The 16,175-nt window shown below is 59.7% G+C and carries 15 protein-coding genes and 1 pseudogene; 11 read left to right on the forward strand and 5 right to left on the reverse strand.

Going from position 1 to position 16,175, the window contains the following annotated elements:
• Positions 1-118: 118 nt before the first annotated feature.
• Positions 119-4,015: a phosphoribosylformylglycinamidine synthase gene (purL, locus tag BLR16_RS11495; protein ID WP_072365644.1), complete on the forward strand. Its 3,897-nt coding sequence runs from the start codon at positions 119-121 to the stop codon at positions 4,013-4,015.
• 5 nt (positions 4,016-4,020) lie between these two features.
• A complete protein-coding gene (locus tag BLR16_RS11500) occupies positions 4,021-4,332 on the forward strand; it encodes a YqfO family protein (protein WP_058398145.1) in 312 nt (103 codons plus the stop codon).
• 115 nt (positions 4,333-4,447) lie between these two features.
• Here the strand turns inward: BLR16_RS11500 and BLR16_RS11505 are convergent.
• Together BLR16_RS11505 and BLR16_RS11510 are read right to left on the reverse strand one after the other, a co-directional pair.
• Positions 4,448-4,870: pseudogene (locus BLR16_RS11505) on the reverse strand (murein L,D-transpeptidase family protein); the annotation flags it as partial.
• A gap of 202 nt (positions 4,871-5,072) precedes the next feature.
• Positions 5,073-5,624 carry an NUDIX hydrolase gene (locus BLR16_RS11510; protein ID WP_010428262.1) on the reverse strand — a complete coding sequence of 184 codons (552 nt, stop codon included), beginning with the start codon at positions 5,622-5,624 and terminating at the stop codon, positions 5,073-5,075.
• Between the two features lie 150 nt (positions 5,625-5,774).
• Here BLR16_RS11510 and BLR16_RS11515 point away from each other — a divergent pair, with 150 nt between their 5' ends.
• The 5 genes from BLR16_RS11515 (at position 5,775) to purT (ending at position 9,138) form a co-directional block, all read left to right on the forward strand.
• The gene (locus tag BLR16_RS11515) at positions 5,775-6,371 is read left to right on the forward strand and encodes a CoA pyrophosphatase (protein ID WP_003365012.1); all 597 of its coding nucleotides are present in this window, start codon (positions 5,775-5,777) and stop codon (positions 6,369-6,371) included.
• A gap of 69 nt (positions 6,372-6,440) precedes the next feature.
• A complete protein-coding gene (locus tag BLR16_RS11520; RefSeq protein WP_003433434.1) occupies positions 6,441-6,965 on the forward strand; it encodes a gamma carbonic anhydrase family protein in 525 nt (174 codons plus the stop codon).
• Positions 6,965-7,183, forward strand: coding sequence for a DUF1289 domain-containing protein (locus BLR16_RS11525; RefSeq protein ID WP_003365002.1), 219 nt, complete (start codon positions 6,965-6,967; stop codon positions 7,181-7,183). Before BLR16_RS11520 ends, BLR16_RS11525 begins: the two co-directional genes overlap by 1 nt.
• A 202-nt stretch (positions 7,184-7,385) precedes the next feature.
• Positions 7,386-7,853, forward strand: a complete 468-nt coding sequence (locus BLR16_RS11530) for a hypothetical protein (RefSeq protein ID WP_003365000.1) — start codon at positions 7,386-7,388, stop codon at positions 7,851-7,853.
• Positions 7,854-7,956: 103 nt separating this feature from the next.
• On the forward strand, positions 7,957-9,138 hold the full coding sequence (purT, locus tag BLR16_RS11535) for a formate-dependent phosphoribosylglycinamide formyltransferase (RefSeq protein WP_072365650.1): 1,182 nt from the start codon (positions 7,957-7,959) through the stop codon (positions 9,136-9,138).
• 70 nt (positions 9,139-9,208) lie between these two features.
• On the opposite strand, the gene BLR16_RS11540 is transcribed toward purT, so the two are convergent.
• The 3 genes from BLR16_RS11540 to BLR16_RS11550 form a co-directional block, all read right to left on the reverse strand.
• A complete protein-coding gene (locus BLR16_RS11540; RefSeq protein WP_074805538.1) occupies positions 9,209-10,519 on the reverse strand; it encodes an MFS transporter in 1,311 nt (436 codons plus the stop codon).
• A 146-nt stretch (positions 10,520-10,665) separates the two neighbouring features.
• The gene (locus BLR16_RS11545) at positions 10,666-11,913 is read right to left on the reverse strand and encodes a transporter associated domain-containing protein (RefSeq protein WP_044309230.1); all 1,248 of its coding nucleotides are present in this window, start codon (positions 11,911-11,913) and stop codon (positions 10,666-10,668) included.
• Between the two features lie 12 nt (positions 11,914-11,925).
• Entirely contained in the window at positions 11,926-12,738 is an 813-nt protein-coding gene (locus tag BLR16_RS11550) for a cytochrome C assembly family protein (protein ID WP_003314223.1), read from the reverse strand.
• A gap of 213 nt (positions 12,739-12,951) precedes the next feature.
• Between BLR16_RS11550 and ffh the strand changes: the two genes are divergently transcribed.
• The 4 genes from ffh to trmD all read left to right on the forward strand — a co-directional run bounded on the left by ffh (position 12,952) and on the right by trmD (position 16,136).
• A complete protein-coding gene (ffh, locus tag BLR16_RS11555; RefSeq protein ID WP_004406399.1) occupies positions 12,952-14,328 on the forward strand; it encodes a signal recognition particle protein in 1,377 nt (458 codons plus the stop codon).
• Between the two features lie 247 nt (positions 14,329-14,575).
• Positions 14,576-14,833, forward strand: coding sequence for a 30S ribosomal protein S16 (gene rpsP / locus BLR16_RS11560; RefSeq protein WP_002552521.1), 258 nt, complete (start codon positions 14,576-14,578; stop codon positions 14,831-14,833).
• A gap of 5 nt (positions 14,834-14,838) precedes the next feature.
• Positions 14,839-15,378, forward strand: coding sequence for a ribosome maturation factor RimM (rimM, locus tag BLR16_RS11565; protein WP_003433429.1), 540 nt, complete (start codon positions 14,839-14,841; stop codon positions 15,376-15,378).
• Positions 15,379-15,383: 5 nt separating this feature from the next.
• Positions 15,384-16,136, forward strand: a complete 753-nt coding sequence (gene trmD / locus BLR16_RS11570; protein WP_074805535.1) for a tRNA (guanosine(37)-N1)-methyltransferase TrmD — start codon at positions 15,384-15,386, stop codon at positions 16,134-16,136.
• The last annotated feature ends 39 nt before the right edge of the window (positions 16,137-16,175 follow it).

The following is a 16,175-nucleotide window of genomic DNA, read 5'->3' on the forward strand; positions in this document are numbered from 1 at the left end:
TTTTGCGTGGGGCGACATTCGGGCGCAGCGGATGCCGCCGTTTTGGGTGATCAAATGCCCGGTTTAGGCTAGAATACGCGGCCTCAAAGCACACCCCCTTCTCGAGGCTGTCCCGAAGATGTTGATCCTGCGCGGTGCTCCTGCCCTTTCTGCTTTCCGCCACAGCAAATTACTAGAACAACTGAAACAAAAAGTTTCAGCTGTCAGTGGCTTGTACGCCGAATTCGCCCACTTCGCTGACGTCAACGACGTTCTGACCAGCGAAGAACAGCAGGTTCTCGATCGCCTCCTGAAATACGGCCCCAGCGTGCCGGTTCAAGAGCCGAGCGGCCGTCTGTTTCTGGTGTTGCCGCGTTTTGGCACCATTTCACCCTGGTCGAGCAAGGCCAGCGACATCGCTCGCAATTGCGGTCTGAGCAAAATCCAGCGCCTGGAGCGCGGGATTGCCTTCTATGTAGAAGGCCAGTTCAGCGAGACCGAGGCCCAGGCAATCGCCGACAGCCTGCACGACCGCATGACGCAACTGGTATTGGGCGACCTCGAGCAGGCTGCCAACCTGTTCAGCCACGCTCAGCCCAAGCCGCTGACCGCTGTGGACATTCTGGGTGGCGGTCGCGCGGCACTCGAAAAAGCCAACGTCGAGCTGGGCCTGGCCCTCGCCGAAGATGAAATCGATTACCTGATCACCAGCTTCAATGGTCTGGGGCGCAACCCGCACGACATCGAGCTGATGATGTTTGCCCAGGCGAACTCCGAGCACTGCCGTCACAAGATTTTCAACGCCAGTTGGGACATCGACGGTCAGAGCCAGGAAAAAAGCCTGTTCGGCATGATCAAGAACACCTACCAGATGCACAACGAAGGCGTGCTGTCCGCTTACAAGGACAACGCTTCGGTGATCGTCGGCAACGTCGCCGGTCGTTTCTTCCCGGACCCTGAAACCCGTCAGTACGGCGCGGTTCAGGAGCCGGTGCACATTCTGATGAAGGTCGAGACGCACAACCACCCGACCGCCATTGCGCCGTTTCCTGGTGCAGCGACCGGCTCCGGCGGCGAGATTCGCGACGAAGGTGCAACCGGTCGCGGTGCCAAGCCCAAGGCCGGGCTGACCGGTTTCACCGTCTCCAACCTGCAGATCCCCGGTTTCGTGCAGCCTTGGGAGGTGCCGTACGGCAAGCCCGAGCGCATCGTGACGGCGCTGGACATCATGATTGAAGGCCCGCTAGGTGGCGCGGCGTTCAACAACGAGTTCGGTCGTCCGGCGCTGACCGGCTATTTCCGTACCTTCGAGCAGTCCATCACCACACACCACGGTGACGAGGTTCGTGGTTACCACAAGCCGATCATGCTCGCGGGCGGTATGGGCAACATCCGTGAAGATCACGTCCAGAAGGGCGAGATCACCGTGGGTTCCAAGCTGATTGTACTGGGTGGCCCGGCGATGCTGATCGGCCTGGGTGGCGGCGCGGCCTCCTCGATGGCAACCGGCACCAGCTCCGCAGACCTGGATTTCGCTTCGGTTCAGCGTGAAAACCCCGAGATGGAGCGTCGTTGCCAGGAAGTCATCGACCGCTGCTGGCAGTTGGGCGACCGTAACCCGATCAGCTTCATTCACGACGTCGGTGCCGGTGGTCTGTCCAACGCCTTCCCTGAACTGGTCAACGATGGCGATCGCGGCGGACGTTTCGAACTGCGTAACGTACCGAATGACGAGCCGGGCATGGCCCCGCTGGAAATCTGGAGCAACGAGTCCCAGGAACGTTACGTGCTGGCCGTTGGCGTCGAGGATTTCGAGCGCTTCAAGGCTATCTGCGAGCGCGAGCGCTGCCCGTTTGCGGTTGTCGGCGAAGCCACGGCAGAGCCGCAACTGACCGTCACTGACAGCCATTTCGGTAACAGTCCGGTAGACATGCCGCTGGAAGTCCTGCTGGGCAAGGCGCCGCGCATGCACCGCTCGGTCGCCCGCGAAGAAGAGATCGGCGATGATTTCGATCCAAGCACGCTGGACATCGAAGAAAGTGTGCAGCGCGTATTGCGCCACCCGGCAGTCGCCAGCAAAAGCTTCCTGATCACCATCGGTGACCGCAGCATTACCGGTCTGGTCGCTCGCGATCAGATGGTCGGTCCATGGCAGGTGCCTGTGGCTGACTGCGCCGTCACCGCCACCAGCTTCGACGTCAACACCGGCGAAGCCATGGCAATGGGCGAGCGTACTCCGCTGGCGCTGCTGAATGCTCCGGCGTCGGGCCGTATGGCGATCGGCGAAACGCTGACCAACATCGCGGCCTCGCGTATTGAAAAGCTTTCTGACATCAAGCTGTCGGCCAACTGGATGTCGGCGGCTGGCCACCCTGGAGAAGACGCGCGTCTTTATGACACCGTGAAAGCGGTGGGCATGGAGCTGTGTCCGGAACTGGGGATCACCATTCCAGTGGGCAAGGACTCGATGTCGATGAAGACCCGCTGGAGTGACGAGGGCACCGAAAAGAGCGTGACCTCGCCGCTGTCATTGATCGTGACGGGCTTTGCGCCAGTGGTCGACATCCGTCAAACCCTGACGCCCGAGCTGCGCATGGACAAGGGCATCACCGACCTGATCCTGATCGATCTGGGTCGTGGCCAGAACCGCATGGGCGCCTCGATTCTTGCGCAGACTCACGGCAAGCTCGGCCGAGTCGCTCCGGACGTCGACGACGCTGAAGACCTCAAGGCCTTCTTCGCCGTGATTCAGGGTCTCAATTCCGACGGTCATATCCTGTCCTATCACGACCGTTCCGACGGTGGTTTGCTGGTCAGCACGCTGGAAATGGCTTTCGCCGGTCACTGCGGTCTGAACCTGCATCTGGACGGTGTGGCCGACAACGTTTCCGAACTGAGCGCGATCCTCTTCAACGAAGAGCTGGGTGCGGTCATCCAGGTGCGTCAGGACGCTACTCCACTGGTGCTGGCGCAATTCAGCGCGGCCGGTCTGGAAGACTGCGTGGCAGTGATCGGTCAGCCGATCAACAACGATGAAGTATCGATCAGCTTCCATGGCGAGCCTGTATTCAGTGGCCAGCGTCGTCTGTTGCAACGTCAGTGGGCCGAGACCAGCTATCAGATCCAGCGCCTGCGTGACAACGCCGAATGCGCGGATCAGGAATTCGATGCGCTGCTGGAAGAAGACAATCCGGGCCTGACCGTCAAGCTGGGCTTCGACGTCAATGAAGATATCGCCGCGCCGTACATCAAGACGGGTGTTCGTCCTCAGGTTGCCGTTCTGCGCGAGCAGGGTGTCAACGGTCAGGTCGAAATGGCGGCAGCCTTTGATCGTGCCGGCTTCAACGCAATCGACGTGCACATGAGCGATATCCTTGCCGGTCGTGTCGACCTGAACGACTTCAAGGGCATGGTCGCCTGCGGTGGCTTCTCTTACGGCGACGTATTGGGTGCCGGCGAAGGCTGGGCCAAGTCGGCATTGTTCAACAGCCGCGCGCGTGATGCGTTCCAGGGCTTCTTCGAGCGTTCCGACAGCTTCACGCTTGGCGTGTGCAACGGTTGCCAGATGCTGTCCAACCTGCACGAGCTGATTCCGGGCAGCGAGTTCTGGCCGCATTTCGTGCGTAACCGCTCCGAACAGTTCGAAGCGCGTGTGGCTATGGTCCAGGTTCAGGAGTCGGCGTCGATCTTCCTGCAGGGCATGGCCGGTTCGCGCATGCCAATCGCCATCGCGCATGGCGAAGGGCACGCGGAGTTCCGCAGTGACGATGCACTGCTTGAAGCTGACGTTTCCGGCACCGTGGCACTGCGCTTCGTCGACAACCACGGCAAGATGACTGAAACCTACCCGGCCAACCCGAACGGCTCGCCACGCGGTATTGGCGGCATGACCACCCTCGACGGTCGTGTGACCATCATGATGCCGCACCCGGAGCGTGTATTCCGCGCAGTGCAGAACTCGTGGCGTCCTGAGGACTGGAACGAGGACGGTGCCTGGATGCGCATGTTCCGCAACGCGCGGGCCTGGGTTAACTAAGGCGCGTGTACAAGCTCGCCTTCTTCGTTCCGCCGAGCCATGTGGACGACGTCAAGAACGCCGTATTCGCTGCTGGTGCAGGGCGAATCGGCGCTTACGATCACTGCTCGTGGCAAGTGCTCGGCCAGGGCCAGTTCCGCCCGCTGGATGGCAGTCAGCCATTTATCGGGCAGAGCGGTGTGGTCGAGTCGGTAGAGGAGTGGAAGGTCGAGCTGGTCGTCGCTGACGAACTGATTCAGCACGTGGTGGAGGCTCTCAGGCAGAGCCATCCCTACGAAACGCCTGCTTATGAAGTATGGCGGCTGGCAGAGTTCTGAAGCTGGGCGCAGAGCGTCCGGAAATGCATCACCACGCTGGAGCGTGGGGACGACAACCATCGCTCAGAGTGTCTCGCGGGAGCGAGCTTGCTCGCGAATGCGCAACGCCGTCTATTCAGGGCCGAATTTCGATCATCGTCCCGTCTTTCACCAGATCCCATATTTCCCGCATGTCGTTGTTCTTCAGCGCGATGCAGCCGTTGGTCCAGTCCAGCGTGTGGAAATACCATTCCGGATACTCTTCATCCACCGGTGTGCCGTGGATCATGATCATGCTCCCCGGTTTCACGCCTGCGGAACGTGCGCGTGCCGAGTCCGAGACATTCGGGTAGGAAATGTGCATCGACAGGTTGTAGTTATTGCTGGGCTTGCGCCAGTCGAGCCAGTAGAAACCTTCCGGCGTGCGTTGATCGCCTTCCTGCAGCTTGGTGCCCTTGGGGTTCTTGCCCAGTGAGATTCGGTAGGTCTTCAATGCCTCGCCACCGCTGATCAGCTGCAATTGGCGCACCGACTTTAGCACCAGCACCTTGTCGATAGGCTTGCTGGCGATACTCTCGGTATTGATGACCTTGTTATTGATGATTTTCTGTTCGCTGCCCTTGGGCACGATAGTTTGAGTAAACGCGGCCTGCGAAAGCGGCATGAACGACATGCAAAAGAGTGCGAGCAACCAGCGCATTACGATTTCCCTGAAGATACTTCTTTAACAAAAGCGCCGATGTTGTGTGCGACCCTGGCTTTCAGGTGTCCAGCAACGGACGTGACGGGGGAAGGGCGCTGGTATGAACCGGGTAGGTCTGCCGACGCCTATCCGCAAAGAAGTATTCTAGGGTACGCCCGACTGTCATGAAAGCCAGGTCCGACCACGGAATGTCGGCTTCGTCGAATAACTGCACTTCCAGGCTCTCGATGCCTGCGGCGAATGCCTCATTCGCCATCTCCCCGCGATAGAACACATGCACCTGATTGATATGCGGCACATCGATCAAGGTGTACAGATGCAGTTCGCTCAGGGTGGCGCAGGCTTCTTCCATGGTTTCGCGCCGTGCAGCCTGTTCGATGGTTTCGCCGTTTTCCATGAAACCGGCCGGCAGCGTCCAGAAACCCAGGCGCGGCTCGATGGCCCTGCGGCACAGCAGGACCTTGCCGCCTAACGTCACCAGGCAGCCCGCAACGATGTTCGGGTTCTGGTAATGAACGGTGTGGCAATGCTCGCAGACATAGCGCAAACGGCTGTCGCCTTCGGGAATGCGCTGGATAACAGGGTTGCCGCACTGGCTGCAAAATTTCATGGGATCAGTCGATAGTGAACGCAGTCGCTATCTTGGCCTGTCGTGCGGCGGCTCGGCAACCCTCAGTGTGACCGGAGTTGTCCTACAAGGGCTTGGGCGCAGCGTTGCTTTGGTGCATGATGCCAGACAGGCAACAGATCGAGATTTCCCATGCTGGATGAGCTACTTCGCCGTGTAGTCAGTCATACGCCAGAAACCCTCGACTCGGATCGACAATTCCCCGAGGCGGCTGTTCTGGTGCCGATTACCCGCAGCGAGCAACCCGAGCTGATTCTGACCCTGCGCGCCAGTGGCCTGTCGACGCATGGCGGTGAAGTGGCGTTTCCGGGTGGCCGCCGCGACCCGGGCGACCCCGATCTGATTTTCACTGCGTTGCGCGAAGCCGAGGAGGAAATCGGCCTGCCTCCCGGGCTGGTCGAGGTGATCGGGCCTTTGAGTCCGCTGATTTCCAAGCACGGTATCAAGGTCACGCCTTATGTGGGGGTGATACCTGACTTCGTCGAATACCAGCCCAATGACGGCGAGATCGCTGCCGTATTCAGCGTGCCACTGGAGTTCTTTCGTCAGGACACGCGCGAGCACACTCACCGTATCGATTACGAAGGCCGCAGCTGGTACGTGCCCAGTTACCGTTATGGCGAGTACAAGATCTGGGGGCTTACCGCGATCATGATCGTCGAGCTGGTCAATGTGCTGTACGACACCAGAATCAGCCTGCATCATCCGCCCGAACGCTCGACGATCTGAGTCGCTGGCACCTGAAGCGTCACTGTTTATAGTTCGTCCCCATGAGTACGACCCGCCCGAGGAGGCTGCATGAAATTTCGCCTGGGAGAATCCCGTGTCCAGACCGATCCGCAGAGCTGGGTGGCTCCCAATGCGACGCTGATCGGCAATGTCAGGCTCGAGGCCGGCGCGAGTGTGTGGTTCAACGCGGTGTTGCGTGGCGACAACGAACTGATTCACATCGGTGAAAACAGTAATGTGCAGGACGGCACGGTGATGCACACCGACATGGGCTCGCCGCTGAGTATCGGCAAAGGCGTGACCATCGGCCACAACGCCATGCTGCATGGCTGCAGTGTTGACGACTACAGCCTGATCGGCATCAACGCGGTCATCCTCAACGGGGCGAAGATCGGGAAATACTGCATCATCGGCGCCAATTCTCTGATCGGAGAAAACAAGGTCATTCCTGATGGCTCGCTGGTCATGGGGACACCGGGTAAAGTGGTGCGCGAACTTACCGATGTGCAGAAGCAGATGCTGGAAGCCAGCGCAGCCCATTACGTACACAATGCCCAGCGTTACGCCCGTGACCTGGCGGTGCAGGAAGATTGATGAGCACTGATACCCCGATCGAAAAGCCGGTCCGCTCCCCCTGTGTGAGTATTTGTGCACTGGATGAGCAGGATATATGCACCGGTTGCCAGCGAACCGTCACCGAGATCACCCGCTGGAGCCGCATGAGCAACGACGAGCGGCGTGTCGTGCTCGGCCTGTGCGACGAGCGCGCCAGAGCCAGCGGCCTGATGTGGACGGTTGGCGGGGCACGCTGATGTTCTGATGGCCTTGTAGTCGCGAACAAGTTTGCTCCTACAGGTTATCCGCGAGCTTTTGTAGGCGCGAACTTGTTCGCGAAGAGGGCGGTGCAGTCGATGCATTTGCTACGTCAGGAATAACGCTTTCGTTTTCGCTTGGGCGCGGCTCTTGCCCGCGTTTGCTATCATTGCCGCTCGCTTGCACAGGCCCAAACCCTCCATGCTTTTCCTGATCGCTTACATCAGCAGTGTCGTGCTGATCAACTTCGCCTTTTCCAGTGCGCCGCACCTGGACATGATCTGGTCTGCCTGGGGCGGGCTGGTGTTCGTGTTGCGGGACATGGTGCAGATTCGCTTTGGCCATGGCGCGATCATTGCCATGCTGGTGGCGCTGGTCCTGTCCTATGTCACCAGCGACCCCACCATCGCCCTGGCCAGCGCCACGGCGTTTGCGGTTTCCGAATGCATTGACTGGCTGGTGTTCAGCATTACCAGGCGCCCGTTGCGTGATCGGTTGTGGATCAGTTCGGCACTCAGCATTCCGCTGGATACCTTTATCTTCTTCGGCATGATCGACGCCCTGACAGCGCCGGTCGTGCTCACCGCGCTGCTATCGAAGTTCGCTGGCGTGACCATTGTCTGGATGATCATGGCCTGGCGGGCGCGCAACAGTGCGTGTCCGGGCTGAGCGCCCATTTGCCGGGGCTTCGTGGTAAATTGCGCGCCTTTCTCCACAGCGGTTGCTTGCATACGGCGGGCAGCCCTCGACATCTGCTTCACGAGGACCTGAGATGACTCAAATCGGAACTCCACTGTCGCCCACCGCGACGCGCGTACTGTTCTGCGGCAGCGGCGAACTGGGCAAGGAAGTCGTGATCGAGCTGCAGCGCCTTGGCGTTGAAGTGATCGCTGTTGACCGTTACGAGAACGCGCCGGCCATGCAGGTCGCGCATCGAAGCCATGTGATCAACATGCTCGACGGCGCAGCACTGCGCGCAGTCATCGAGGCCGAGAAGCCGGATTTCATCGTTCCGGAAATCGAAGCCATCGCCACCGCGACGCTGGTTGAGCTTGAGGCCGAAGGCTTCACTGTGATCCCGACCGCACGCGCCGCGCAACTGACCATGAACCGCGAAGGCATTCGTCGTCTGGCGGCTGAAGAGCTGAAGCTGCCGACCTCGCCTTACCACTTTGCCGACACTTTCGAGGCGTACAGCAAGGCGGTCGAAGACCTTGGTTTCCCGTGCGTGGTCAAGCCGGTCATGAGTTCTTCGGGCAAGGGGCAGAGCCTGCTCAAGAGCACCGATGACGTACAGAAAGCCTGGGACTATGCGCAAGAGGGCGGTCGCGCCGGCAAGGGTCGCGTCATCGTCGAAGGGTTCATCGACTTCGATTACGAAATCACCCTGCTGACCGTGCGTCACATCGGTGGCACCACGTTCTGCGCGCCGGTTGGGCATCGTCAGGAAAAGGGCGACTATCAGGAGTCCTGGCAGCCGCAGGCTATGAGCCCTGTTGCGCTGGCAGAGTCCGAGCGGGTTGCCAAGGCGGTGACCGAGGCATTGGGTGGGCGCGGGATGTTTGGCGTTGAACTGTTCATCAAGGGCGATCAGGTGTGGTTCAGCGAAGTCTCGCCGCGCCCGCACGACACCGGTCTGGTGACGTTGATTTCTCAGGACCTGTCGCAGTTTGCCCTGCACGCACGCGCGATTCTTGGCCTGCCGATTCCGTTGATCCGCCAGTTCGGCCCTTCGGCGTCGGCAGTGATTCTGGTCGAAGGCCAATCCACGCAAACCGCTTTCGCCAACCTCGGTGCTGCGCTGGCCGAGCCCGACACCGCATTGCGTCTGTTCGGCAAGCCGGAAGTCAACGGTCAGCGGCGCATGGGTGTTGCCCTGGCGCGTGACGAGTCCATCGAAGCCGCTCGTGCCAAGGCCACTCGTGCCTCGCAGGCAGTCGACGTCAAGTTGTAAGGCTCACGCCGCAGGCGGCAAGAAACAACGCAGCGCGTGTTCTTGCCGCCTATTCACCATGACCTCAACGCTATAGCTCGCTGTCCCGCGTCTCCTTCAGGCTCAACACCGCCAGCACGCTGATCAGCGCTGCTGCAGACACATACCCGCCCACCCAGCTCAGGCCACCCATCGCCACCAGTTTCTGGGCGAAGAAGGGGGCGACCGACGCCCCGACGATTCCGCCCAGGTTGTAGGCCGCCGATGCGCCGGTATAGCGAACCTGTGTCGGGAACAGCTCCGGTAATAGCGCGCCCATCGGGGCGAACGTGATGCCCATCAGAAACAATTCGATGCACAGAAACAGCGCCACAGCCCAGGTGCTGCCGTGGGTCAGCAGTGGCTCCATGGTGAAACCTGACAGGATCGCCAGCACGCCACCCGCAATCAACACCGGCTTGCGCCCGAAGCGATCGCTCGCCAATGCAGCCAGCGGTGTGGCCGTCGCCATGAACAGCACCGCAAAGCACAACAGCCCCAGGAACGTTTCCCGGGTATAGCCCAGCGTGGCCACGCCGTAGCTCAACGAAAATACCGTCGAGATATAAAACAGTGCGTAGCAGACCACCATCGACGCCGCACCGAGCAGCATGGGTTTCCAGTGCTGACCGAAGGTTTTCACGATGGGCAGGCTGACCCTTTGATGGCGAGCCATGGCCTTGGCGAAGACGGGTGTCTCTTCAAGCTTCAGACGCACGTACAGTCCGACCATGACCAGTACGGCACTGAGCAGAAAGGGAATCCGCCAGCCCCACGCGCGGAATTGTTCGTCATCGAGGGTCATTGCCAGCGTCAGAAACAGGCCGTTGGCGGCGAGAAAGCCGATTGAAGGGCCCAGTTGCGGAAACATGCCGAACCAGGCGCGCTTGCCTTTCGGGGCATTCTCGGTCGCCAGCAGTGCCGCGCCACCCCATTCGCCACCCAGGCCAAGCCCCTGGCCGAAGCGCAGCACGCACAACAGAATCGGCGCCCATGCCCCGATCGTCGCGTAGCCTGGCAATACGCCGATCAGTGTGGTGCAGATCCCCATCAACAGCAGCGAGGCCACCAGCGTCGACTTGCGCCCGATCCGGTCGCCGAAGTGACCGAACAGCGCCGACCCCAGAGGGCGAGCGAGAAAGGCGATGCCGAAGGTCAGAAACGAGGACAGCATCTGTGCCGTGCCCGACGTCTGCGGAAAAAAGACCGGACCGATCACCAGAGCGGCGGCGGTGGCATAAACGTAAAAGTCGTAGAACTCGATGGCCGTGCCGATGAAGCTGGCCGTGGCGACGCGGGTCGTCGAATTCACCGGCTTTGCGGGCGCGTCGTGATCTTCACGAGAGAGCGGGGTGCTGGTCATGCGGATTCCCTGACAGTCGACTCGCCGGTCGGCAAGGACCGTGTCCGGCAAGCATGCATTTATTGTGATTGTGGGTGCAGCGTCGAGCAGAGTAACCCGAATGGGTCGAGAGGCAAGGGTGGGGCGATCTATTTGAAGGCAGACATTTATTTGAACGTGCGGACCAGCGTGTTCTGCCACATGGCGACACGCTTGACGCGGTTGTCCTCGGTCTCGAGGATTTCCAGCCGGTAAGGCCCTATTTTCAAGCAGACTGGAGCGTCCGGAATGGTTTCCAGTGCCTCGGTAACCAGCCCGTTGACGGTTTTCGGACCGTCTGAAGGCAGGTGCCAGCCAAGGCTCTTGTTCAAGTCGCGGATGGACGCTGCGCCTTCGACTTCAAGACGCCCGTCGTCCTGTTGTTTGACGTGCGGATTATCCAGTCGCTGCTCGCTTTCGAACTCGCCGACAATCTCTTCGAGAATATCCTCAAGGGTGACGATGCCCAGCACTTCGCCGTATTCATCGACCACCACGCCGAGGCGCCGTTGCTGTTTGTGGAAATTCAGCAACTGCAGCTGCAATGGTGTGCTTTCCGGCACGAAATAAGGCTCGTAGCAGACCGCCAGCAACTGCTCTTTGGTCAACGTGCCCTTGGGCAGCAGGTGGCTGATGTCACGGGTATTGATGACGCCTTGCACCTGGTTGATGTCGTTGTGATAGACCGGCAGGCGCGTGTGCCGTGAAATGATCAGGCGTTCGATGATCATTTCCATGGGGTCATCGAGGTTAACGCCATCCACTTCGTTGCGCGGGATCAGGATGTCATTGACCGTAATGCTGTCCAGCGCACGAATGCCTGACAGCACGCTGGCGCGCGGAGAGTATTCCTGGGCAGCATCGTTGCGCGGGGTATTTTGCGTGTCGTCTTCGAAAGCCTGATCCTGCTGTTGCACGGCGCGAGACAGGAAGGGACGCAGCAGTGTCTTGGCCAGAACATTGAACACGTAGGCCAGCGGCCAGACGATCTTCATCGGAATGCGCAGCACACTGTTGCCCAGCAGCAGCGTCGAGACAGGGTGGCGGTTCGCCAGGCGGCGGGGCATGTATTCGGCGAAGACCAGCATGATGCTCACGGTAGCGAGCCAGGCCACGGTGGGACCGTTGTAGAACCAGTAACTGGCGGCGATAAGCGTGGCGATGACAGTGATCAGTACCCTGATCAGGGTATTGCCCAGAATCAGGCTGTTCAGGTTGAACGCCAGCTCGGGGAGCGGTGCCGACTTTTCCGGGCGGCTGGCGGCGCGCATCGCCTTGACTTGATGATGAGCAGCCTCGACTGCGGTCAGCAGACCGGCCCACAACAGCAGGAGGGCGAGGACACCGAGCAGCGGGCCCAGGGGCAGATTATCCATGATCAGGGCCCGTCAGATGTGCAGGATGAATTCGCGTACCAGCTTGCTGCCGAAATAGGCGAGCATCAGCAGGCAGAAGCCGCCCAGGGTCCAGCGAATGGCCTTGTGACCACGCCATCCAAGGCGGTTACGCCCCCACAGCAGCACACTGAACACGATCCAGGCCAGACAGGCCAGCAGGGTCTTGTGCACCAGATGCTGGGCAAACAGGTTTTCGACGAACAGCCAGCCGGAAATCAGCGACAGCGAGAGCAATGACCAGCCAGCCCACAGGAAACCGAACAGCAGGCTTTCCATGGTTTGCAGCGGCGGGAAGTTCTTGATCAGCCCGGAAGGGTGCTTGTGCTTGAGGCGGTAGTCCTGCAACAGCAGCAGCAGCGCCTGAAATGCAGCAATGGTAAACATCCCGTAAGCCAGCAACGACAGCAGGATATGGCTGAGGATGCCGGGCTCTTCCATGATCGGCTGCACGGTGCCGCTAGGGGCGAACTGGGCGAGCAGTACGGTGACCATGCCCAGCGGGAACAACAGTACCAGCAGGTTTTCCACCGGGATGCGCGACGTGGCGATCAGGGTCACGACGATCACCGACGCCGCGATAAGGCTGGCCGAGTTGAAAAAGTCCAGGCCAAGGCCGACCGAGTGCGTCAGTTGGGAAAACAGACCAATGGCATGTGCGATGACCGCCAGTGTACCGAGCAGGCAAAGCAGCCGCTTGTCGGGCTTGACGGCCTGGCTCAGGCGCAGGCTCTGATAGACGGTCGCAGCGGCATAAATGATGGCGGCGGCGAGGCTGGGAAGCAGGCTGGGTGGCAAAGGGGACATAGATCCTGATGGACGGGCCTGAAAAGACGCTGAGTTTGGCATAGAACCGGCAAATCACGAAAGACCACAGAAGCAGTCTGCGTGGTGTCCGTGCGACGGAGTCTTCGCTATAATCCGCGACCTGCTCAAGCCGCAGGCTCGCCGAGCGCCATTTCTGCATTACGGGCCGGGCCGCATCAACCGGGGTTCGACGAGAGCCCGAAAGGATCGCGCATGTTTGAAAATCTGACTGACCGCCTCTCGCAGACGCTGCGCCATGTTACTGGCAAGGCCAAGCTGAACGAGGACAACATCAAAGATACCTTGCGCGAAGTGCGTATGGCGTTGCTCGAAGCCGACGTCGCCTTGCCGGTGGTCAAAGACTTCGTCAATAACGTCAAGGAACGCGCCGTCGGCACCGAGGTGTCGCGCAGCCTGACCCCGGGTCAGGCGTTCGTGAAGATCGTCCAGGCCGAACTCGAAAGCCTGATGGGCGCGGCCAACGAAGACCTGGTGCTCAATGTCACGCCGCCTGCCGTCATCCTGATGGCGGGTTTGCAGGGTGCGGGCAAGACCACCACTGCCGGCAAGCTGGCGCGCTTCCTTAAAGAGCGCAAGAAGAAAACCGTGATGGTGGTGTCGGTCGACGTTTATCGTCCCGCAGCCATCAAGCAGCTCGAAACGCTGGCCAACGACATCGGCGTGACGTTCTTCGCCTCCGACATCAGCCAGAAGCCGGTGGACATCGCCCAGGCGGCCATTAAAGAAGCCAGGCTCAAGTTCATTGACGTGGTCATCGTCGACACCGCCGGTCGTTTGCACGTCGATGTCGAGATGATGGGCGAGATCCAGGCGCTGCATGCGGCGGTCAAGCCGGCCGAGACGCTGTTCGTGGTCGATGCCATGACCGGCCAGGATGCTGCCAATACCGCCAAGGCCTTCGGTGACGCATTGCCGCTGACCGGCGTGATCCTCACCAAGGTCGACGGTGATGCCCGCGGTGGTGCCGCCCTGTCGGTGCGTGCCATTACCGGCAAGCCGATCAAGTTCATCGGTATGGGCGAGAAGAGCGAGGCGCTGGAGCCGTTTCACCCGGACCGCATCGCGTCACGCATCCTCGGCATGGGCGATGTGCTCAGCCTTATCGAGCAGGCCGAACAGACCCTCGATAAGGACAAGGCCGACAAGCTGGCGAAAAAGCTCAAGAAGGGCAAGGGCTTCGATCTCGAAGACTTCCGCGACCAGCTGCAGCAGATGAAGAACATGGGTGGCCTTGGCGGCCTGATGGACAAATTGCCGAGCATCGGCGGCGTCAACCTGTCGCAGATGGGCAACGCCCAGGGCGCAGCTGAAAAACAGTTCAAGCAGATGGAAGCCATCATCAACTCGATGACCCCTGCCGAGCGTCGTGATCCGGATCTGGTCAGTGGCTCGCGCAAGCGCCGCATTGCGATGGGTTCGGGCACTCAGGTTCAGGACATCGGGCGTCTGATCAAGCAGCACAAGCAGATGCAGAAGATGATGAAGAAATTCTCCGCCAAGGGCGGGATGGCCAAAATGATGCGCGGCATGGGTGGAATGTTCCCCGGCGGCGGCATGCCAAAAATGTAATTGCGTCGCGTGCAAGAGGCTTTGCACGCGTCCCATCTGGGGGGTGACCCCCAGTCAGCCCGCGTCATGCGGGCTTTTGCCGGCTGTCATACCGACAGCTCCCTCGCAAATCTGGAAGGCATGCCGATAGGCGCCGGAAAAAGACATTTGCAAAAGTCGGGATATTCCTTAGAATATGCGGCCTTTCGGGCACCTATGCCCGCTGTGCATCTTAGATTTGCAGCACCGACTACAGGAACGATGTTCAATGCTAACCATCCGTCTTGCCCTTGGCGGCTCCAAAAAGCGCCCGTTTTACCACCTGACCGTAACCGACAGCCGCAACGCTCGTGACGGTTCCCACAAGGAACAGGTTGGTTTCTTCAACCCTGTTGCCCGTGGTCAGGAAATCCGTCTGTCCGTTAACGAAGAACGCGTCAACTACTGGTTGAGCGTGGGTGCACAAACTTCCGAGCGCGTTGCCCAGCTGCTCAAAGAGCACAACAAGACCAAGGCCGCGGCCTGAGTCTTATGAGCGCGACGCCTGCATCTGCCGACGATCTGATCGTCATTGGCAAGATTTACTCGGTTCATGGCGTTCGCGGCGAAGTGAAGGTTTATTCCTTTACTGATCCGATTGGAAACCTGTTGGACTACAAAACCTGGACGCTTCGGCGCGAAGGCAGCGTTGATAAACAGGTGGAGCTGGTCAGCGGACGCTTGCAAAGCAAGTTTCTGGTCACAAAGCTCAAGGGTCTCGATGATCGTGAAGAAGCACGTCTTCTGTCCGGTTACGAAATCTGCGTGCCGCGTAACCTGTTCCCTGATCTGGACGATGGCGAGTACTACTGGTACCAGCTTGAAGGCCTCAAGGTCATCGACCAACTCGGGCAATTGCTCGGGAAAATCGATCACCTGCTCGAAACCGGTTCGAACGATGTAATGGTTGTAAAGCCCTGCGCGGGTAGCCTGGATGATCGCGAACGCCTGTTGCCCTATACAGAGCAATGCGTGTTGGTAATCGATATGGCTGCTGGCGAGATGAAGGTGGATTGGGACGCGGACTTCTGAATGCCATGGCCAGCCTGCGCATAGAAGTCATCAGTCTGTTTCCCGAGATGTTTTCCGCCATCAGCGAATACGGCATTACCAGCCGTGCGGTGAAACAAGGGCTGTTGCAGCTTACTTGTTGGAATCCGCGGGATTACACCACTGATCGCCATCACACTGTGGATGATCGCCCATTTGGCGGTGGTCCGGGCATGGTGATGAAGATCAAGCCCCTTGAAGATGCTCTGGTTCAGGCCAGGCAAGCGGCAGGGGATGCGGCGAAGGTGATTTACCTGTCGCCACAAGGCCGCCAGCTGAATCAGTCTGCGGTACGCGAACTGGCGCAGGAGGAAGCGATTATCCTCATCGCCGGTCGTTATGAAGGCATTGACGAGCGTTTTATTGATGCTCATGTCGATGAAGAGTGGTCGATTGGTGACTATGTTCTTTCCGGTGGCGAGCTGCCGGCGATGGTCCTGATTGACGCGGTTACGCGGCTGCTGCCTGGAGCTTTAGGGCATGTGGACTCCGCGGAGGAAGATTCCTTCACGGACGGTCTGCTGGATTGCCCGCATTACACCCGACCTGAGGTGTATGCGGATCAGCGTGTTCCCGACGTGTTGCTAAGTGGCAATCACGCGCACATCCGGCGTTGGCGTTTACAGCATTCCCTTGGGCGGACCTATGAACGACGCGCTGATCTTCTGGAAAGCCGCTCGCTTTCTGGAGAAGAGAAGAAGCTGCTGGCGGAATACATCCGCGAGCGGGACGATAGTTAACGTATCGATGGTCGATCCAGACGGATTACCTTAGGAGCA

It is taken from the genome of Pseudomonas sp. BS3767, assembly GCF_900099665.1.
GTDB lineage: Bacteria > Pseudomonadota > Gammaproteobacteria > Pseudomonadales > Pseudomonadaceae > Aquipseudomonas > Aquipseudomonas cerasi.